Raw genomic sequence first — 20278 nt, forward strand, 5'->3', positions numbered from 1 at the left:
CGCCCGTCGCCAATTGACGGGCGGGCGTTGCTGTGTTTATCCTTTTGCGTGCAAAGTCGTGGGGCGGCTTTGTTCAAAGGAATGTTTGCAGAGTTGGGAAGGGGGAATAAGTGAACAAGAACGATCTCGTGGCGCACGTCGCCGATGCTGCGGGTTTGTCTAAAACTGACGCGACCAAGGCGGTCGATGCAGTGTTTGAAGGAATCGCCGACTCGCTCAAAAAGGGTGATGAGGTGCGTCTTGTCGGATTTGGCACCTTTGCTGTTGCCGAGCGTGCGGCCAGCGAGGGGCGCAACCCGCGCACCGGTGAGAAGATCGCCATTCCGGCTTCGAAGCAGCCGAAATTCAAGCCCGGAAAGACATTGAAGGACGGCTTGAACTGATCCCCATTTTCGGGGCATAGTGCCGACCGGCCGGGCAACCCCGGCCGGTTTTCGTTTGCGGCACCGGCATGGATGTTTGCGCGGCGCCAGCGACGGGCGATTAGCTCAGCGGTAGAGCATCTCGTTTACACCGAGAGGGTCGGGGGTTCGAAACCCTCATCGCCCACCAACGCGTCATGGCGAAGCCGGCGCGCCTCCTCCCAATTTAAAAGATCCTGGCACGGGCAAAAGACCCCGCCGCCACGGCCGGTGTGCGCAGTGCCCGTTGGCGCGCGCCAAGCGCAAGCCGTGAAATCCTCGGATTCGTCCCCTCGGCAAATTTTTCAATTTGGTGATTGACAGCGTGCCGCCCGGACCGCTAGAAACCCGCCACCAACGGCGGGGAGCGAGCGCTTCCCAAACAGGCCCGAAGACGCCAACGACGGCGTCCAGCCAACTCGGGTCAGGTTGCTGTTGTATTGCGCGGGTGTAGCTCAGTTGGTTAGAGCGCCGGCCTGTCACGCCGGAGGCCGCGGGTTCAAGTCCCGTCACTCGCGCCATCCTCCCTACAAAGCAATTCCATTCAGCTTTTCTGACGCGCGGTCGGTGCTTGTATACGACGTGTCGGGGCTGCTTGCGGCACCTTTAAAAAGCGTGGTATTACCAAGGACATCCGCTCGTTTCCGCAGAGTGGATTCATTGGCGGAAAGCGATTCAAAGCGCTTTCCTTGCCCACGGTCTCGTCATATATTCCGGCCCGTCTGATGGGCTAATCCAAGGCATTCCAGCCACGGCACCGCGCGTCGGCCGATTTCGGGCCGCACCGGCGTTCGTGGCGTGGGCTTATGGGAGGACCGCGGTGACCAATCCGCTGATCATTGAGTACCTTCCGATCCTGGTGTTCCTGCTGATCGGTGTCGTGCTGGCCGTTATCATGGTCGGCGCGTCCTACGTCATCAGCCCGAAAAACCCGGACGCCGAAAAGGTCTCCCCCTACGAATGCGGCTTCGAGCCGTTCGAGGATGCCCGCGCGAAATTCGACGTGCGGTTTTACCTGGTCTCCATCCTGTTCATCATTTTCGACCTGGAAGTCGCCTTCCTGTTCCCGTGGGCCGTGGCCCTCGGCGACATCGGCATGTTCGGCTTCTGGTCGATGATCGTGTTCCTCGGGATCCTGACCATCGGCTTCATTTATGAGTGGAAGAAAGGAGCTCTGGAATGGGAGTAGAGGCTGCCAAGCTGGCGCCGATTCCGCCCGGACCGGAACAGGACGCCTACCTCCGCGCGGTCACCGAGGAGATCCAGGAGAAGGGCTTCATCACGGCCAAGTATGAAGACCTGCTCGCCTGGGCCCGCACCGGGTCGCTCTGGCCGATGACTTTCGGCCTGGCCTGCTGCGCGGTGGAGATGATCCACGCCTACATGAGCCGGTACGATCTCGACCGTTTCGGCGTCATTCCGCGCCCCAGCCCGCGTCAGTCCGACTGCATGATCGTCGCCGGCACGCTGACCAACAAGATGGCCCCGGCGCTCCGCAAGGTCTACGACCAGATGCCGGAGCCGCGTTGGGTCATCTCCATGGGCTCCTGCGCGAACGGCGGCGGCTACTATCACTATTCGTACTCGGTGGTGCGCGGCTGCGACCGGATCGTTCCGGTCGATATCTACGTGCCCGGCTGCCCGCCGACGGCGGAAGCGCTCGTGTACGGCATTCTGCAGCTCCAGAAGAAGATCCGGCGCGGCAACCGCATCGCCCGCTGAGATAAGAAAAAGGCAGGTCCTGCCCATGTCCGAACAGGCGTTGAAGGAAGTTGGTGACCACATCGCCGCGACACTCGGCGATGATGTGCTGAAGGTCGAGCTGAAGCTCGGCGAGCTGATGGTCACCGTGCGTCGCCCCGCGATCCTCAAGGCGCTGACCTTCCTGCGCGACGATCCGGCCTGCTCGTTCGAGCAGCTGCTGGACGTCACCGCGGTGGATTGGCCGGAGCGCGCGGAACGCTTCGAGGTGGTTTACAACCTCATCAGCTACAAGCACAACCGGCGCATTCGCGTGAAGCTGACCACCGACGAGGACACGCCGGTGGCCTCGGCCGTCCCGGTCTTCAGCGCGGCGAATTGGTTCGAGCGAGAAACCTGGGACCTCTACGGGGTCTTTTTCGCCGACCATCCCGATCTGCGCCGCATCCTGACGGACTATGGGTTCGAAGGGCACCCGCTGCGCAAGGACTTCCCGATGACCGGCTACGTCGAGTGCCGCTACGACGAAGACCAGAAGCGCGTCGTCTACGAGCCGGTCCGCCTGACCCAGGACTTCCGCACCTTCGACTTCCTGTCGCCATGGGAAGGCATGACCAACGTCATGCTTCCGGGAGACGAGAAGGCACAGGCCCCCAATGACGGGAGCAAGCCGTGACCATCGCCACGTCCGCACACCCCACCGCCGAGCAGTCCGGCGGAAAGACCCAGATCAAGCCCTACACCATGAACTTCGGGCCGCAGCACCCTGCGGCCCACGGCGTGCTGCGCTTGGTGATGGAACTCAACGGCGAGGTGGTCGAGCGCTGCGACCCGCACATCGGCCTGCTGCACCGCGGCACCGAAAAGCTGATCGAGTACAAGACCTACCTGCAGGCCGTGCCGTACTTCGACCGCCTGGATTACGTCAGCCCGATGTGCATGGAGCACGCCTACGTGCTCGGCATAGAGAAGCTGCTGCGCATCCAGGCGCCGTTGCGCGCCCAGTACATCCGCGTTCTGTTCTCCGAAATCACGCGCATCCTGAACCACATCCTGTCGATCACGACCGGCGCACTGGACGTCGGCGCGATCACGCCGGCGCTGTGGGGCTTCGAGGAGCGCGAGATCCTCATGGAGTTCTACGAGCGCGTCTCCGGCGCTCGGCTGCACGCCAACTACTTCCGTCCGGGCGGGGTCGCCTGGGACCTGCCGGCGGGTCTGACCGACGACATCTGGGAGTTCACGGAACGCTTCCCGAAGTTCGTCGAGGACATCGACAACCTGCTGACCGACAACCGCATCTTCAAGCAGCGCACGGTCGACATCGGCGTCGTCACCAAGGAAGAGGCCTTCGACTGGGGCTTCACCGGTCCGATGCTCCGCGGCTCGGGCGTGGCCTGGGACCTGCGCAAGTCGCAGCCCTACGAAGTCTATGACCGCATGGACTTCGACGTTCCGGTCGGCCTGACCGGCGACTGCTGGGCGCGCTATCTGGTCCGCATGGAAGAAATGCGTCAGTCCAACCGCATCATCCGCCAGTGCCTGAAGGAACTGCCCGACGGCCCGGTGCGCGTCGAGGACCGCAAGGTCGCTCCGCCGCCGCGCGGCGAGATGAAGCGCTCGATGGAAGCGCTGATCCACCACTTCAAGCTCTTTACCGAGGGCTTCCACGTTCCCGAAGGCGAGACCTACACCGCCATCGAGGCGCCCAAGGGCGAGTTTGCCGTCTATCTGGTGTCCGACGGGACGAACAAGCCGTACCGGTGCAAGATCCGGGCCCCCGGCTTCGCCCACCTGCAAGGCCTCGACTTCATGTCGAAGGGCCACATGCTGGCCGACGCGGTGGCCAACATCGCGTCCATGGACATCGTGTTCGGAGAAATTGACCGATGAGCGCCTCGGCTCACGATCCGGCCAACGAGCCGGCAACCTTCGCCTTCACTCCGGAGAACCTGGAGCGGGCGAAGAAGATCATCGCCAAGTACCCGGAAGGCCGGCAGGCCAGCGCCTGCATGCCGCTGCTCGATCTGGCCCAGCGCCAGAACGCCGGCTGGGTGTCGCGCGCCACCATGGACGCCGTCGCCGACCTGCTGGGGATGCCGCGCATTCGCGTGTACGAGGTTGCGACCTTCTACACGATGTACAACAAGTCTCCGGTCGGCAAGCACGTGATCCAGGTCTGCACGACCACGCCCTGCTGGCTGCGTGGATCCGACGACGTGGTGCACGCCTGTGAGCGCAAGCTGGGCATCGGGGTGGGCGAGACCACCGATGACGGCGAGTTCACGCTGCGCGAGGTCGAGTGCTCGGGCGCCTGCGTCAACGCGCCTGTCGTCCAGATCGGCGACGACTACTATGAAGACGTCAGCCCGGAGCTGATGGAAAAGATCATCGACGCGCTGAAGCGCGGCGAGATCCCGAAGCCCGGCTCTCAGATCGGCCGGCAGTCCTCCGAACCGGTGGGCGGCCCGACGACCCTGAAGGCTTTCACCACGACCCAGGCCGATTGAGGGGGATGCGATGCTTCGCGACGAGGACCGCATTTTCACCAACCTCTACGGTTTCCAGAGCTTCGGCCTGGACGCCGCCAAGAAGCGCGGTGACTGGGACAACACCAAAGCCCTGATCGAAAAGGGCAAAGAGTGGATCATCGAGCAGGTTAAGGAATCCGGCCTGCGCGGGCGCGGTGGCGCCGGCTTCTCCACCGGCATGAAGTGGTCCTTCATGCCGAAGAACGTGACGGACAAGCCGGTCTACCTGGTCATCAACGCCGACGAAGGCGAGCCGGGCACCTGCAAGGACCGCGACATCCTGCGCCACGATCCGCACAAGCTGATCGAAGGCTGCCTGATCGCGGGCTTCGCCATCGGGGCCAGCGCCTGCTACATCTACATCCGCGGTGAGTTCTACAACGAAGGCTCCAACGTCCAGCGCGCCATCGACGAGGCATACGCGGCGGGGCTGATCGGCAAGAACGCCTGTGGGACCGGCTACGACTACGACATCTACATCCACCGGGGTGCGGGTGCGTACATCTGCGGCGAAGAAACCGCGCTCATCGAGTCCATCGAGGGCAAGAAGGGCCAGCCGCGGAACAAGCCGCCGTTCCCGGCCCAGGCCGGCCTCTACTCCTGCCCGACCACGGTGAACAACGTCGAATCGATCGCGGTGGTTCCCACCATCCTGCGTCGCGGCGCCGCCTGGTTCGCCGGCCTCGGCCGTCCCAAGAACACCGGCACCAAGCTCTTCTGCATCTCCGGCCACGTGAACAAGCCGTGCAACGTGGAAGAGGAGATGGGCATTCCGCTGAAGGAACTGATCGAGAAGCACGCCGGCGGCGTGCGTGGCGGCTGGGACAACCTGCTGGCGATCATTCCCGGCGGGTCATCGGTCCCGCTGCTGCCGAAGTCGATCTGCGACACGGTGCTGATGGATTTCGACAGCCTGCGCGAGGTCCGCTCGGGCCTGGGCACCGCCGCGGTGATTGTGATGGACAAGTCCACCGACGTCGTGAAGGCCATCGCCCGCCTGTCGCAGTTCTACGCCCATGAAAGCTGCGGTCAGTGCACGCCGTGCCGCGAAGGCACCGGCTGGATGAACCGCATCATGCAGCGCATGGTCACCGGCAACGCGCGCGTCGAAGAAATCGACATGCTGCTGGACGTCACCAAGCAGATCGAGGGTCACACCATCTGCGCGCTCGGCGACGCTGCCGCTTGGCCGGTCCAGGGCCTGTTCCGGCATTTCCGGCCGGAGGTGGAGCGCCGCATCCACGAGTACCGCAACGCCGCCAAGTCCTTGGCGGCCGAGTAAGGAGCCCGGTTTCCCATGCCGAAACTCACCATCGACGGGATCGAGATCGAAGTCGAGCCGGGCACCTCGATCCTGCAAGCCTGCGAGCAGCTGGGCATCGAGATTCCGCGCTTCTGCTACCATGAGCGTCTGAGCGTGCCGGCGAACTGCCGCATGTGCCTCGTGGAGATGGAGCGGGCTCCGAAGCCGGTGGCCGCCTGCGCCATGCCCTGCGGCGACGGGATGGTCGTGAAGACCAACACCGACCTCGTGCACAAGGCCCGCAAGGGCGTCATGGAATTCCTGCTGATCAACCACCCGCTGGATTGCCCGATCTGCGACCAGGGCGGCGAGTGCGACCTGCAGGACCAGGCCATGGCCTATGGCTTCGACCGCGGCCGCTTCGGCGAGAACAAGCGCGCGGTCAAAGACAAGTACATGGGTCCGCTGATCCGCACGGAGATGACGCGCTGCATCCACTGCACGCGCTGCATCCGCTTCATCAACGAGATCGCCGGCGTGCCGGACCTCGGCGCGGTGAACCGCGGCGAGCACATGGAGATCACCACCTTCGTCGAGAAGGCGATCGGGTCGGAGATGTCCGGCAACCTCGCCGATGTCTGCCCGGTCGGCGCGCTGCTGTCGAAGCCCTACGCCTTCACGGCCCGCCCGTGGGAACTGCGCAAGACCGAGACGATCGACGTCCTCGACGCGATCGGCTCGAACATCCGCGTCGACACCCGTGGTCCCGAGGTGATGCGCGTTCTCCCGCGCGTCAACGAGGACATCAACGAGGAGTGGATCTCCGACAAGACCCGCTTCGCCTACGACGGCCTGAAGCGCCAGCGTCTCGACCGGCCCTACGTCCGCAAGGACGGCAAGCTGCAGCCGGCGACCTGGGCGGAGGCCTTCCAGGCCATCGCCGCCAAGGTCAAGGGCGTCGCCGGCAACCGCATCGCCGCCATCGCCGGTGACCTCGTCGACGTCGAGTCGATGCTGGCGCTGAAGGACCTGATGGCTGGCCTGGGCTCGGCCAACATCGATTGCCGCCAGGACGGCGCGCGGTTCGACACCTCCTCGCGCGTCGGCTACCTGTTCAACAGCGGCATCGCCGGCATCGAGCGCGCCGACGTGATCCTGCTGGTCGGTACCAACCCGCGCTGGGAAGGCACGCTGGTCAATGCCCGCATCCGCAAGCGCTACCTGATGGGTGGCCTGAAGGTCGCGGTCGTCGGCGAGGCCCGGGACCTGACCTACCCGTGCACCCATCTGGGCACCGGGCCGGACGCCCTCCAGGGGCTCGCGGACGGATCGCACGCCTTCGCCGAAGCGCTGAAGGGCGCCAAGAACCCGATGATCATCCTTGGCGCCGGTGCTTTCCGGCGCAAGGATGGTGCTGCGGTGCAGGCGGCTGTGCGCGCGCTCGCCGAGAGCGTCAACGTCGTCCGCGAGGACTGGAACGGCTTCAACGTGCTGCACAGCGCGGCGAGCCGTGTCGGCGGTCTCGACATCGGCTTCCTGCCGGGGCAGGGCGGTCTCGACACCGCCGGTATCCTGGCCGGCGCGGCCGACGGCTCGGTCGACGTCGTCTACCTGCTTGGGGCTGACGAGATCGACCCGGTCCAGCTGGGCAAGGCCTTCGTGATCTACCAGGGCCACCACGGCGACAAGGGCGCGCACCGCGCCGACGTCATCCTGCCGGGTGCGGCCTACACCGAAAAGAACGCGACCTACGTCAACACTGAGGGCCGTCCGCAGACCGCCCGCCTGGCCGCCTTCCCGCCGGGCGAAGCGCGCGAAGACTGGAAGATCCTACGCGCCCTGTCGGAACTGCTCGGCACCAAGCTGCCCTACGACAGCCTGCCGCAGCTGCGCCAGCGCATGGTCGAGGTCAACCCGGTGTTCGGGAAGGTCGGGTCGGTGGTGCCCGCAGCCTGGGGGGCGTTCGGCTCCGCCGGTGCGCTGGATGCCGCGCCGTTCGTGTCGCCGGTCGCGAACTACTACATGACCGACCCGATCAGCCGCGCCTCGGTGACCATGGCTCGTTGCACCGAGACGTTCGTGAAGTCCGCCGAGAGCGCTCAGGAGAGGACCGGTACCCATGGCTGAGTTCTGGAGCGGCTTCCTGCTGCCGCTGATCATCATCGTCCTCAAGATCCTGGCGATCGTCGTGCCGCTTCTAGTCGGCGTGGCCTACATGACCTACGCCGAGCGCAAGATCATGGGCGCCATGCAGCTCCGCCAGGGGCCGAGCATCGTCGGCCCGTTCGGACTGCTGCAGCCTTTCGCGGACGGCCTCAAGCTGTTCTCGAAGGAGCACATCCTTCCGGCCGGGTCAAACCGCGTCCTGTTCTACATGGCGCCGATGCTGACCTTCTTCCTGGCGCTGGTCGCCTGGGCGGTCATTCCCTTCGACACGGGCATGGTGCTGGCGGACATCAACGTCGGCATCCTCTACCTGTTCGCGATCTCGTCGCTCGGCGTCTACGGCATCGTCGTGGCGGGATGGGCGTCGAACTCGCGCTACGCCTTTCTGGGCGCGCTCCGCTCCGCGGCGCAGATGGTGTCCTACGAAGTCTCCATGGGCCTCGTCATCATCTCGGTGCTGCTGTGCGTCGGCTCGCTGAACCTGACGAAGATCGTCGAGGCGCAGCAGACCATCTGGTTCGCCATCCCCTTGCTGCCGATGTTCGTGATCTTCTTCATCTCGGCTCTGGCGGAAACCAACCGTTCGCCCTTCGATCTTCCGGAAGGCGAGTCGGAACTGGTGGCCGGCTTCATGGTGGAATACAGCTCGATGCCCTTCGCGCTGTTTTTCCTCGGCGAATACGCGAACATGATCCTGATGAGCGGGATGACGAGCATCCTGTTCCTCGGCGGCTGGCTGCCTCCGCTGCCGTTCGCGCCTTTCACCTGGATCCCGGGCCCCATTTGGTTCGCCCTGAAGATCGCGCTTTGCCTGTTCGTGTATGTCTGGGTCCGCGCGACCATGCCGCGCTACCGCTACGACCAGCTGATGCGCCTGGGTTGGAAGGTGTTTCTGCCATTCTCGCTCGTGTGGGTTGTGCTGACGGCTGGCGTCCTGGTGACGTTCGGCTGGCTGCCGAAGTAACCCCGTCCATCCGGCGAGATATCAAAGAATGCGCGGGCGCCGTTGGTTCGGCGCCCGCAAGGAAGGAGACGAAGAGGCCATGGCGTTCCTCGATCGTGCGGCGCGCAGCCTGTTCCTGACCGAACTGTTGGGCGGCCTCGGGCTCACCCTGCGCTATATGTTCAAGCCCAAGGTGACCCTGAACTACCCGTTCGAGAAGGGCCCCATCAGCCCGCGCTTCCGCGGAGAGCACGTCCTGCGCCGGTATCCCGGCGGCGAGGAGCGCTGCATCGCGTGCAAGCTATGCGAGGCGGTGTGCCCGGCCCTGGCGATCACCATTGAGGCCGAACCGCGTGACGACGGCAGCCGCCGCACCACGCGCTACGACATCGACATGACCAAGTGCATCTACTGCGGCTATTGCCAGGAGGCATGCCCGGTGGACGCCATCGTCATGGGCCCGAACTTCGAGTTCTCGACCGAGAACCGCGAAGAGCTTTTCTACAACAAGCAGAAGCTGCTGGCGAACGGCGACCGCTGGGAGGCGGAAATTGCCCAGAACCTCGCGGCCGAGGCTCCTTACCGGTAAGTGCAAACAGGGCGGTAAGCGGAAACGGGGATTTCGATGATTATCCAAGGCATCGCCTTCTACGTGTTTGCCGCGCTTCTGGTGGCCTCCGGTGTGATGGTCATCTCGGCGCGGAATCCCGTTCATTCGGTCCTTTATCTGGTCCTGGCATTCTTCCAGGCCGCTGGCTTGTGCGTTCTGCTCGGCGCCGAGTTCATCGCGATGATCCTCGTGATCGTCTATGTGGGCGCGGTCGCGGTCCTGTTCCTGTTCGTGGTGATGATGCTGGACATCAATTTCCGCGAGCTGCAGGCGGGTGCCATGCAGTATCTGCCGCTGGGCGGCCTGATCGGCGTCATCCTGCTGGCCGAACTGGCCGCCGTGCTCGGTGGCTGGATCATAACGCCGGCGGCGCAGAAGATCGCGTCGGCTCCGGCCGCAGCGATGGGGTCGGCGACCAACACCGAACAACTCGGGCAGCTCATCTACACCCACTATGTCTACCTGTTCCAGGCATCGGGCATCGTGCTGCTGATCGCCATGATCGGCGCCATCGTGCTGACCCTGCGTTCGCGCGAGGGTGTCCGGAAGCAGAACGTCGGTGCCCAGCTCGCCCGTCGGCGCGAGGACGTGGTCGCCATCCGCAAGGTGCCGACCGGGGAGGGCGTGTGATCATGGACATCGGTCTCGGACATTACCTGACGGTCTCGGCCATCATCTTCACGCTCGGCGTCCTCGGCATTTTCCTGAACCGGAAGAACGTCATCATCATCCTGATGTCCATCGAGATGATGCTGCTGGCGGTGAACCTGAACCTCGTCTCCTTCTCGGTCTTCCTGAACGATCTGGTTGGGCAGGTTTTCTCCATGATCATCCTGACCGTGGCCGCCGCCGAGGCGGCAATTGGGCTGGCGATCCTGGTGGTCTACTTCCGCAACCGCGGCTCGATCCGAGTCGAAGACATCAATCTGATGAGGGGCTAAGGCCGCGCCATGGAAGTCCTTGTCGTATTCCTCCCGCTCCTGGCGTTCCTCGTCGCCGGTTCGATCGCGCTGTTCGGCGGTCCGAAGGCCGAGCCGGCTCCGGCCGGCCACGGGCACGGCCATGATCACGGACACGGGCATGGTCACGACGACCACGCCCACCACATCTCCCATGACGAGCTTCACAACGCGCACGACGATGCCCACGACGACCACCATGTGGTCGCGGGCCCGCCGACGCCGGCGGATCGCGCCGCCCAGTTCGTCACCGCCGGTGCCGTCCTGGTCGCCGCGGTCCTATCCTGGATCCTGTTCTTCGACGTCGCCGTCGGCGGTCATCCCCGCACGATCGAGCTGATGAGCTGGATCCGCAGCGGAAGCCTGGACGTGTCCTGGGCGCTGCGTGTCGACCAGCTGACCGCGGTCATGCTGGTGGTGGTCAACACCGTGTCGGCGATGGTGCATGTGTATTCCGTCGGCTACATGGCTGAGGATCCGCAGAAGCCGCGCTTCATGGGCTACCTGTCGCTGTTCACCTTCGCCATGCTCATGCTGGTGACGGCGGACAACCTGGTGCAGCTCTTCTTTGGCTGGGAGGGCGTTGGTCTCGCCTCCTACCTGCTGATCAACTTCTGGTACGAGAAACCCTCGGCCAACAACGCGGCCATCAAGGCCTTCCTGGTCAACCGCGTCGGCGACTTCGGCTTCGCGCTCGGCATCTTCGCGATCTTCGTGCTGACCAACTCGGTGCAGTTCGACGCAATCTTCACCAAGGCCCCGGCCCTGGTCGGCCAGAAGATGCATTTCCTGAGCTGGAACGTGGACGCGCTGACCGTCACCTGCCTGCTGCTCTTCATGGGCGCGATGGGCAAGTCGGCCCAGCTCGGCCTGCACACCTGGCTGCCGGACGCGATGGAAGGCCCGACCCCGGTGTCGGCGCTCATCCACGCGGCCACGATGGTCACCGCCGGCGTGTTCATGGTGTGCCGTCTGTCGCCGGTGTTCGAGTATGCCCCGACCGCCCTGGAGGTGGTCGCCGTGGTCGGCGCCCTGACGGCCTTCGTCGCCGCGACGATTGGCTTCACCCAGTTCGACATCAAGCGGGTCATCGCCTATTCGACCATGAGCCAGCTCGGCTACATGTTCTTCGCCGCGGGCGTGTCCGCCTACGGCGCCGCGATGTTCCACCTGTTCACGCACGCTTTCTTCAAGGCCCTGCTGTTCTTGGGCGCCGGTTCGGTGATCCACGCCCTGCATCATGAGCAGGACATGCGGAAGATGGGCGGTGTCTGGCGCAAGATCCCCTTCACCTACGCGGTGATGTGGATCGGCAACTTGGCACTCGCCGGCCTGCCGATCTTCGCCGGCTACTACTCCAAGGACATGATCCTGGAGGCCGCCTTCGCCTCGGCCAGCCCGGTCGGCAAGTTCGCTTTCGCCTTGGGCATCGCGGCTGCGTTGCTGACGGCATTCTACTCCTGGCGCCTGCTGTTCATGACCTTCCACGGCAAGCCGCGGATGGACAAAGAGGTCTACGACCACGCCCACGAGTCGCCGATCGTCATGCTGATCCCGCTGGCGGTGCTGGCTCTTGGTGCGCTGTTCGCGGGTATTGGCTTCCACAACCTGTTCATCGGTCACGAGATGGACCACTTCTGGGGCAAGGCCCTGCTGGTCCTGCACGACAACAACAGCATCGAAGCCGCTCACCATCACACCCCGGCTTGGGTCTCTCTGGCGCCGCTGGTCGTCGGTCTTATCGGCATCGCGCTCGCCTACATCATGTACATGGCGGTTCCGAGCCTTCCGGCGAAGGTCGCCGGCACGTTCCGTGGTCTCCACCAGTTCCTGTACAACAAGTGGTATTTCGACGAACTGTACGACTTCCTGTTCGTGCGCACGGCGAAGGCCCTTGGTTACGGTCTGTGGAAGTCCGGTGATGGTGCGGTGATCGACGGCGTCGGTCCGGACGGCGTTGCCGCGGCCACCCGCGACGTCGCGGCCCGCGCCAGCCGCCTGCAGTCCGGTTACGTCTACCATTACGCGTTTGCCATGGTGATCGGCGTCGTTCTGCTGGTCGCTTGGCTGTCGATGTTCGGTTGAGCGGTTTGAAGGGGAACAAGAACAATGGCTAGCTGGCCGCTCCTGTCGTTCACGACCTTCCTGCCGCTTGCCGGTGTGGCGCTGATCCTGCTGTTCTGCAGGGGCAACACCCCGGACGTCGTGCGGAACGTCCGTTACGTCGCGCTCTGGACGACGGTCATCACCTTCGTCCTGTCGCTGTTCATCTGGTTCAACTTCGACCCGCGCAACCCCGGCTACCAGCTGGTGGAGAAAGCGTCGTGGATCCCCGAGTTCGGGATTTCCTACCATATGGGCGTGGACGGCATTTCGATGCTGTTCGTCATCCTCTCGACCTTCCTGGTGCCGCTGTGCATCCTGTCGAGCTGGGAGGCGGTCCAGAACCGTGTGAAGGAGTACATGATCGCCTTCCTCGTGCTGGAAACCCTCATGGTGGGGATGTTCTGCGCGCTGGATTTCGTCCTCTTCTACATGTTCTTCGAGGGCGTCCTGATCCCGATGTTCCTGATCATCGGTGTCTGGGGCGGTCAGCGCCGGGTCTACGCGGCGTTCAAGTTCTTCCTCTACACGCTGCTCGGCTCGGTGCTGATGCTGCTGGCCATCCTGGCCATGTACTTCGTCGCCGGCACGACCGACATCCCGACCATCACCGCCACGCACTTCCCGCGGCAGATGCAGCTCTGGCTGTGGCTGGCCTTCTTCGCCTCCTTCGCGGTGAAGGTGCCGATGTGGCCCGTGCACACCTGGCTGCCGGACGCGCACGTCGAGGCGCCGACCGCCGGGTCGGTGATCCTGGCCGGCGTCCTGCTGAAGATGGGCGGCTACGGCTTCCTGCGCTTCAACATTCCGATCCTGCCGGAGGCAACCGAGTATTTCGCCCCGCTGATCTACACGCTGTCCATCGTCGCGGTGATCTACACCTCGCTGGTCGCTTTGGCGCAGGAGGACATGAAGAAGCTGATCGCCTATTCGTCCGTCGCGCACATGGGCTTCGTGACGATCGGCATGTTCGCGCTGAACCAGCAGGGCATCGAGGGCTCAATCTTCACGATGCTGTCGCACGGCATCGTGTCGGGCGCGCTCTTCCTCTGCGTCGGCGTCGTTTATGACCGTCTGCATACCCGCGAGATCGCCCGCTACGGCGGCCTCGTGAAGAACATGCCGAAGTACGCGGTGGTGTTCCTGTTCATGACCATGGCCTCGGTCGGTCTGCCGGGCACCTCCGGCTTCGTCGGGGAGTTCCTGGTCCTGCTCGGCGCCTTCCGCGACAACACCTGGGTGGCCTTCCTCGCCGCCACCGGCATGGTCCTGGGTGCCGCCTACGCGCTGTGGCTCTACCGCCGCATCGTCTACGGCAAGCTGACCAAGCCGGACGTCCGCGCGATGTTCGACCTGAGCCCGCGCGAGGTTGCGATCTTCCTGCCGCTGATCGCGGTGGTGCTGTGGATGGGCGTGTACCCGACCAGCTTCCTTTCGATCACCTCGGCTTCCGTGGGGCAGGTGATCCAGACGTACCAGACGAAGCTGGCCGCCGCGCATGGCGGCGAGACCGGCGACGTCTCCGTGGCCGCGCGTTGAGGGTTCCGACATGACCGCTGTGTTTCCTGACATCTGGCCGGCCCTGCCGGAGATCTTCCTCGCCTGCGCCGGCATGGCCCTGCTCATGATCGGTGTGTTCCGCGGCGACGGCTTTACCCGGCCGATCGGCTACATGACGATGGTGGCGCTGCTTCTCGGCGCCATCCTCACCATGGGCTACGGCACCGGCCGCGTCGTCACCTTCAACGGCCTCTTCGTGATGGACGCCTTCGGCGTCTTCATGAAGGTGCTGATCCTCGTCGCCGCAGCCCTGTCCGTCATGCTCTCGCTCAGCTTCAACGAGCGGGAGAAGATGGCGCGGTTCGAGTTCCCCGTGCTGATGCTCTTCGCGACGCTCGGCATGCTCATGATGGTGTCGGCCAACGACCTCATCTCGCTGTATGTCGGCCTGGAGACGCAGAGCTTGGCGCTCTACGTCATCGCGGCCTTCCGCCGCGACAGTGCGAAGTCGTCGGAAGCAGGCCTGAAGTACTTCGTCCTCGGCGCGCTGTCGTCCGGCATGCTGCTCTACGGCGCGTCGCTGGTGTACGGCTTCGCCGGCACGACGGCCTTCGACAAGATCGCGGCGCTGTTCGCCGGCGGTGCCCACCCGTCGGCCGGCGTGATCATCGGCCTTGTCTTCGTGACCGCCGGCTTGGCGTTCAAGATTTCGGCCGTGCCGTTCCACATGTGGACGCCGGACGTCTATGAGGGTGCGCCGACCCCGGTGACCGCCTTCTTCGCCGCCGCTCCGAAGGTGGCTGCGATCGCCCTGTTCACCCGCCTGCTGATCGAGCCGTTCGGTCATCTGGTGCACTCGTGGCAGCAGATCATCATCGTCAGCTCGATCCTGTCGATGGCGCTCGGTTCCTTCGCGGCGATCACGCAGACCAACATCAAGCGCCTGATGGCCTACAGCTCCATCGGCCACGTCGGCTACGCGCTCGTCGGACTTGCGTCGGGCAGCCAGGAAGGCGTGCGCGGCGTGCTGATCTACATGGCGGTCTACATCGTCATGAACATCGGCACCTTCGCGGTCATCCTCTGCATGAAGCAGCAGGGCCGCATGCTGGAGGAGATCAAGGATCTGTCCGGCCTGTCGCGCACCAACCCGCTGCTGGCGGGCGCGATGGCGGTGTTCATGTTCTCCATGGCCGGCATCCCGCCGATGGCCGGCTTCTTCAGCAAGCTGTACGTATTCCTCGCTGCCATCCAGGCGCAGCTCTACACGCTGGCTGTGATCGGTGTGCTGACCAGCGTCGTGGGTGCCTACTACTACCTGCGCATCGTCAAGATCATGTACTTCGACGAACCGGTCGAAGCCTTCGACAAGATCGGCGATGATGGCATGACCGGTATCGTGGTCGCGACCGGTCTGTTCACGCTGCTGTTCTTCGTGGTTCCGGCGCCGATCCTGAACTACGCGGCGGCGGCGGCGGCGTCCCTGTTCGCGGGATGACGCCCCACTCTGAGGCGGAGGCGGCGCAACTGCGCCTGCCTCCGGGCTTTCGGCTCAAGGCCTTCGACTCCGTCGGCAGTACGAACGACGAGGCGAAGGCCTTTGCCCGTTCTGGGGCACCCGAAGGCACCATCGTCTGGGCCAAGCGGCAGGAGGCGGGTCGGGGGAGGCGCGGGCGCGTCTGGACCTCGCCGGAGGGCAACCTCTACACCTCCACGATCCTGCGCCCGAACCGGGCGGCCGCGGAGTCCGCCCAGATCTCCTTCGTCGCCGCCCTGGCGATCGCGGACACCGCGGAGTCCGTGCTGCCGGAGTCGGCGGAGGTGCGGTGCAAATGGCCAAACGATGTCCTGGTGAACGGGCGAAAGGTGTCCGGCATTCTTCTGGAGTCGGAAGCGGCGCCAGCTGGCGGGCTGGCTTGGCTCGTCCTCGGAGTCGGCATCAATTTGCGCCATTTTCCCGAGTCGACGGAGTTCGCGGCGACCTCGCTGAGCGCGGAGGGGGCGCCGACCATGGCGCCCGCTGCGTTGCTCGAGGTCTATGCCGCCGCGCTGGAGCGCTGCTACGGGGCTTGGCGCGACCATGGTTTCGGCCCGATCCGCGATGCTTGGCTGCGGCGCGCCAAGGGGCTGGGGGAGCCGATCGTGGTGCGGCTTTCCGACCGGACGTTGTCCGGCACCTTCGCCGATCTGGACAGGGACGGGGTTCTGTTGCTTGATCGTGACGATGGCGCGGGGCGGCAACGCATCGCGGCCGGAGACGTGTTCTTCCCACCCGTGGTGGAGACCTGACATGCTGCTCGCCATTGATGCCGGCAACACCAACGTGGTGTTCGCGATTTACGACGGCGACGAACAGCGCGGCATCTGGCGGACGGCCACCGACCAGAAGCGCACGGCCGACGAATACATGGTTTGGCTGACGCACCTCATGGCTCTGAAGGGGCTGCGTCCGGTGGACATTCAGCACGCGATCATCGCGAGCGTGGTTCCCGGTGCCACCTTCAACCTCAAGCGCCTGACGAAGGACCATTTCGGCTGCGATCCGCTGGTCGTCGGCCAGCCGGGTGTCGACCTCGGCACCAAGGCGCTGGTCGATAAGCCCGAGGAGGTCGGGGCCGACCGCTTGGTGAACACCGTGGCGGCGGCCGCCACCTACAAGACGCCGCTGATCGTCATCGATTTCGGCACGGCGACGACCTTTGACGTGGTCGACCGGGACGGCAACTACCGTGGCGGCGTGATCGCGCCGGGGCTGAACCTGTCGCTCGAGGCGCTCCAGATGGCGGCGAGCAAGCTTCCGAGGGTCGAAATCCAGCAGCCGGGCCACATCATCGGCAAGAACACCATCGAGTGCATGCAGTCGGGCATCTTCTGGGGTTATGTCGGCTTGATCGAAGGTTTGGTCGCGCGCATCCGCGCGGAGTACGGCGAGCCGATGACCGTCGTTGCCACCGGCGGGCTGGGTGTGCTTTTTGCGAAGGCCACCCATGTAATCGAACACACCGACGGCGAATTGACGCTGCGCGGCCTCCTCCAGATCCACAAGCGCAACACGGCCCAATGACCCACACCCACCCCGCTCAGCCCGCCCTCACGGATGCGGGGGAGGGCGATCCGTTCGCTCCCGAGAACGACGCCCTGTATTTCCTGCCGCTGGGCGGATCGGGCGAAATCGGCATGAACCTCAACCTCTACGGCCATCGCGGCAAGTGGTTGATGGTCGATCTCGGGATCAGCTTCGCCGACGACACCATGCCGGGCCTGGACGTGATCATGCCGGACCCGGCCTTCATCGCGGAACGCAAGGACGACCTGGTCGGCCTCGTGCTGACGCACGCGCATGAGGATCACCTCGGCGCCGTCCAGTACCTGTGGCCGGACCTCCGCTGCCCGGTCTATTGCACGCCCTTCACCGCCGCTGTGTTGCGGGCGAAACTGCACGAGCGCGGGCTGGCGACGACGGTTCCGATCCACGAGGTCCCGCTCGGCGGCACCATTGAGGTTGGTCCGTTCTCGGTCGAATATGTCGCGATGACGCACTCGATCCCCGAGCCGAACGCGCTGGCCATCCGCACCGCGGCCGGGACGATCCTGCACACGGGCGACTGGAAGCTCGATCCGGAACCGCTCATCGGCCGCACCGCCGACGAGGATCGCCTCCGTCAGATCGGCGACGACGGGGTTCTGGCCCTCATCGGCGACAGCACCAACGCGCTCGTTCCCGGCAGCTCCGGGTCGGAGGCCGGCGTCCGCACGGCGTTGACCGAGGTGATCGGGCAGCACCCGACCGTCCGCGTCGCGGTCAGTTGCTTCGCCACCAACGTTGCCCGGCTGGAAAGCATCGCCCGCGCGGCGGCCGCTCACGGCCGTCATGTGGCGCTGGTCGGCCGCTCGCTCTGGCGCATCAACGAGGCGGCACGGTCCAACGGCTATTTGGCGGACCTTCCGCCCTTCCTGACCGAGCATGACGCCGGCTATCTCCCGCGCGAGAAGCTGGTGCTGATCTGCACCGGGAGCCAGGGGGAGCCACGGTCGGCCCTGGCACGCATCGCGTCCGACGACCATCCGCAGGTGTCGCTCCAGCGAGGAGACGTGGTGGTGTTCTCCTCGCGCGAGATCCCCGGGAACGAGCGCGCCATCGGCCGGATGCAGAACCAGCTGGTCTCGCAGGGCATCCAGGTGATCACCGCCGATGACGCGCCGGTCCATGTGTCCGGCCACCCTGCGCAGGACGAGCTTGTGCGTATGTACCAGTGGGTCCGCCCGCGCGTTGCGGTGCCGGTCCACGGCGAACAGCGCCACCAGCAGGAGCACGGCCGGATCGCGCTCGGCTGCCAGGTGCCCGAGGCCCTGATTCCCTCGAACGGCGATTTGATCCGGCTGGGCCCGGGCGGCCCCGCACGGGTCGTTGCCCAGGTGCGGACCGGCCGGCGCGCCCTGGACGGAAAGCGGCTGGTGCCGCTGGACACCGGGCTGATGCGGGCCCGTCATCGGATGGTCCACAACGGCGCCGCCGTCGTCACGTTGGTGATGAACGGCAAAGGCGAGCTGATCACCGCACCCCAGGTCGCGGTCATGGGGCTGGTCGACGACGCGAGCGACCGGGATCTGCTTCTGGACGTCGTGGACGCCGTGCGCGAGGCCGTGGCGGAAATGCCGAAGGCGGCGCGTATGGACGATGAGCAGGTGCGCAACGCCGCACGCATCTCCGTGCGCCGCTCCTTCAATGCGACGCATGGCAAGAAGCCGGTAACGGACGTGCACTTGGTCCGTGTATAAGCGGTTTCGATTGTTCGTGCAGTTGTGGGATTTTCGGGGGGAACCATGATCGGGAAGTTGAACCACGTCGCCATCGTCGTGCCGGACCTGCCGGCGGCCACGGCGCTGTACCGGGACACTCTGGGCGCGGCTGTGTCGCAACCGGTGGACCTGCCGCCGCATGGCGTTACCGTCGTCTTCGTCACCCTGCCCAACACGAAGATCGAACTGCTGCACCCCTTCGGCGAAAAGTCGCCGATCGCCGGCTTCCTGGAGAAGAACCCGTCGGGCGGCATCCACCACATCTGTTATGAGGTGGAGGACATCCTCGCGGCGCGCGATCGGCTGAAGGCGCAGGGCGCCCGCGTGCTGGGCGACGGCGAACCGAAAATCGGCGCCCACGACAAGCCGGTGCTGTTCCTCCACCCGAAAGACTTCGTCGGGACGCTGGTCGAGCTGGAGCAGGCGTAATCATCGGGGGAGGGTGCGATGGGCTGGGTGACCGGGGTTTCGGTCTATGTGGTCGTCTGGTGGGTGGTGCTGTTCGCGGTCCTGCCTTGGGGTGTCCGCACGCCGGACGCGCCGGAGCCTGGCATGGCCGACAGCGCGCCCGTGCGCCCACGCATCCTCCTGAAATTCGCGGTGACGTCTCTGGTCGCCGGGATCGTCTGGCTCGGCATCTACGGGCTGGTCGTGTCCGACCTGATTTCCTTCCGCGAGATGGCGAAGTCGCTGTAAGACCAGGGAGCGGCGCTCGTGAGCTTGACCTATTGTGAAGCCGCGCCGGGCCACCCGACGCACGCGCCCTATCACGACGGCGAGTATGGCTTTCCGAGCGGTGACGACCGTGTCCTGTTCGAACGGTTCGTGCTGGAGATCAATCAGGCCGGGCTGTCCTGGCTGACCATCCTGAAAAAGCGCGACGCCTTCCGCGTGGCTTTCGACGGCTTCGATGTCGATCGGGTGGCCGCCTACACCGACGACGACCGCGCGCGCTTGATGGCCGATGCGGGCATCATCCGCAACCGTCTGAAGATTGACGCCGTCATCGAGAACGCGCGCCGCATCGTCGCGTTGCGTGCGGACCACGGTTCCTTTGACGCTTGGCTGCGCGCTCACCACCCGCTGTCCAAGGCGGAGTGGATCAAGCTGTTCAAGCGCAGCTTCCGTTTCACCGGTGGGGAGATCGTCGGCGAATTCCTGATGAGCCTCGGCTATCTGCCCGGGGCGCATCACGCCGGCTGTCCGGTCTGGACCCGAGTCGCGGCCCTGGATCCTCCCTGGATGGCCGCGGTGCGCCAGGGGTTCGCAGGTTACGACGCCCAATCGTTGAGCAATTCCTTGCCTTCGCCGTAATCAAGCG

Annotated in this window: 21 protein-coding genes and 2 tRNA genes; all 23 read left to right on the plus strand. The window is 65.0% G+C overall.

Annotated features, from left to right (window positions below):
• Positions 1–110 precede the first annotated feature (110 nt).
• The 23 genes from M2351_RS06355 to M2351_RS06465 all read left to right on the plus strand — a co-directional run bounded on the left by M2351_RS06355 (position 111) and on the right by M2351_RS06465 (position 20271).
• Positions 111–383, plus strand: a complete 273-nt coding sequence (locus tag M2351_RS06355; RefSeq protein ID WP_209764202.1) for an HU family DNA-binding protein — start codon at positions 111–113, stop codon at positions 381–383.
• Positions 384–477: 94 nt separating this feature from the next.
• Positions 478–552, plus strand: a tRNA-Val gene (locus M2351_RS06360).
• 293 nt (positions 553–845) lie between these two features.
• Positions 846–922, plus strand: a tRNA-Asp gene (locus tag M2351_RS06365).
• Between the two features lie 299 nt (positions 923–1221).
• Positions 1222–1590 (plus strand): NADH-quinone oxidoreductase subunit A, encoded by a 369-nt coding sequence (locus M2351_RS06370; RefSeq protein ID WP_264655274.1) that lies wholly within the window; start codon positions 1222–1224, stop codon positions 1588–1590.
• Complete coding sequence (locus M2351_RS06375; RefSeq protein WP_209764320.1) at positions 1581–2123, plus strand: NuoB/complex I 20 kDa subunit family protein; 543 nt, start codon at positions 1581–1583, stop codon at positions 2121–2123. Before M2351_RS06370 ends, M2351_RS06375 begins: the two co-directional genes overlap by 10 nt.
• Positions 2124–2148: 25 nt before the next feature.
• Entirely contained in the window at positions 2149–2778 is a 630-nt protein-coding gene (locus M2351_RS06380) for an NADH-quinone oxidoreductase subunit C (protein WP_209764321.1), read from the plus strand.
• A 68-nt stretch (positions 2779–2846) separates the two neighbouring features.
• On the plus strand, positions 2847–3995 hold the full coding sequence (locus M2351_RS06385) for an NADH-quinone oxidoreductase subunit D (protein WP_264656846.1): 1149 nt from the start codon (positions 2847–2849) through the stop codon (positions 3993–3995).
• The gene (nuoE, locus tag M2351_RS06390; protein WP_264655275.1) at positions 3992–4612 is read left to right on the plus strand and encodes an NADH-quinone oxidoreductase subunit NuoE; all 621 of its coding nucleotides are present in this window, start codon (positions 3992–3994) and stop codon (positions 4610–4612) included. Before M2351_RS06385 ends, nuoE begins: the two co-directional genes overlap by 4 nt.
• Positions 4613–4622: 10 nt before the next feature.
• Positions 4623–5915: an NADH-quinone oxidoreductase subunit NuoF gene (nuoF, locus tag M2351_RS06395; protein ID WP_264655276.1), complete on the plus strand. Its 1293-nt coding sequence runs from the start codon at positions 4623–4625 to the stop codon at positions 5913–5915.
• Between the two features lie 15 nt (positions 5916–5930).
• Entirely contained in the window at positions 5931–8003 is a 2073-nt protein-coding gene (nuoG, locus tag M2351_RS06400; protein WP_264655277.1) for an NADH-quinone oxidoreductase subunit NuoG, read from the plus strand.
• On the plus strand, positions 7996–9006 hold the full coding sequence (gene nuoH / locus M2351_RS06405) for an NADH-quinone oxidoreductase subunit NuoH (protein WP_209764337.1): 1011 nt from the start codon (positions 7996–7998) through the stop codon (positions 9004–9006). Before nuoG ends, nuoH begins: the two co-directional genes overlap by 8 nt.
• Positions 9007–9085: 79 nt before the next feature.
• Complete coding sequence (gene nuoI, locus M2351_RS06410; RefSeq protein WP_209764338.1) at positions 9086–9574, plus strand: NADH-quinone oxidoreductase subunit NuoI; 489 nt, start codon at positions 9086–9088, stop codon at positions 9572–9574.
• A gap of 36 nt (positions 9575–9610) precedes the next feature.
• Positions 9611–10225, plus strand: coding sequence for an NADH-quinone oxidoreductase subunit J (locus M2351_RS06415; RefSeq protein WP_264655278.1), 615 nt, complete (start codon positions 9611–9613; stop codon positions 10223–10225).
• 2 nt (positions 10226–10227) lie between these two features.
• The gene (gene nuoK / locus M2351_RS06420) at positions 10228–10536 is read left to right on the plus strand and encodes an NADH-quinone oxidoreductase subunit NuoK (RefSeq protein WP_209764350.1); all 309 of its coding nucleotides are present in this window, start codon (positions 10228–10230) and stop codon (positions 10534–10536) included.
• A 9-nt stretch (positions 10537–10545) separates the two neighbouring features.
• Positions 10546–12639, plus strand: coding sequence for an NADH-quinone oxidoreductase subunit L (gene nuoL, locus M2351_RS06425; protein ID WP_264655279.1), 2094 nt, complete (start codon positions 10546–10548; stop codon positions 12637–12639).
• 24 nt (positions 12640–12663) lie between these two features.
• Positions 12664–14196, plus strand: coding sequence for an NADH-quinone oxidoreductase subunit M (locus tag M2351_RS06430; protein WP_264655280.1), 1533 nt, complete (start codon positions 12664–12666; stop codon positions 14194–14196).
• 10 nt (positions 14197–14206) lie between these two features.
• The gene (nuoN, locus tag M2351_RS06435) at positions 14207–15655 is read left to right on the plus strand and encodes an NADH-quinone oxidoreductase subunit NuoN (protein WP_264655281.1); all 1449 of its coding nucleotides are present in this window, start codon (positions 14207–14209) and stop codon (positions 15653–15655) included.
• Positions 15652–16446, plus strand: a complete 795-nt coding sequence (locus M2351_RS06440; protein ID WP_264655282.1) for a biotin--[acetyl-CoA-carboxylase] ligase — start codon at positions 15652–15654, stop codon at positions 16444–16446. Before nuoN ends, M2351_RS06440 begins: the two co-directional genes overlap by 4 nt.
• Position 16447: 1 nt before the next feature.
• Positions 16448–17221 (plus strand): type III pantothenate kinase, encoded by a 774-nt coding sequence (locus M2351_RS06445; RefSeq protein WP_264655283.1) that lies wholly within the window; start codon positions 16448–16450, stop codon positions 17219–17221.
• Positions 17218–18936 carry a ribonuclease J gene (locus M2351_RS06450; protein ID WP_406567366.1) on the plus strand — a complete coding sequence of 573 codons (1719 nt, stop codon included), beginning with the start codon at positions 17218–17220 and terminating at the stop codon, positions 18934–18936. Before M2351_RS06445 ends, M2351_RS06450 begins: the two co-directional genes overlap by 4 nt.
• Before the next feature lie 45 nt (positions 18937–18981).
• Positions 18982–19386, plus strand: coding sequence for a methylmalonyl-CoA epimerase (mce, locus tag M2351_RS06455; protein ID WP_264655284.1), 405 nt, complete (start codon positions 18982–18984; stop codon positions 19384–19386).
• Positions 19387–19404: 18 nt separating this feature from the next.
• Positions 19405–19653 carry a DUF1467 family protein gene (locus M2351_RS06460; protein ID WP_264655285.1) on the plus strand — a complete coding sequence of 83 codons (249 nt, stop codon included), beginning with the start codon at positions 19405–19407 and terminating at the stop codon, positions 19651–19653.
• 18 nt (positions 19654–19671) lie between these two features.
• Positions 19672–20271 (plus strand): DNA-3-methyladenine glycosylase I, encoded by a 600-nt coding sequence (locus M2351_RS06465; RefSeq protein ID WP_264655286.1) that lies wholly within the window; start codon positions 19672–19674, stop codon positions 20269–20271.
• Positions 20272–20278: the final 7 nt, after the last annotated feature.

The sequence above is a fragment of the Azospirillum canadense genome, assembly GCF_025961225.1.
Taxonomy (GTDB): domain Bacteria; phylum Pseudomonadota; class Alphaproteobacteria; order Azospirillales; family Azospirillaceae; genus Azospirillum; species Azospirillum canadense.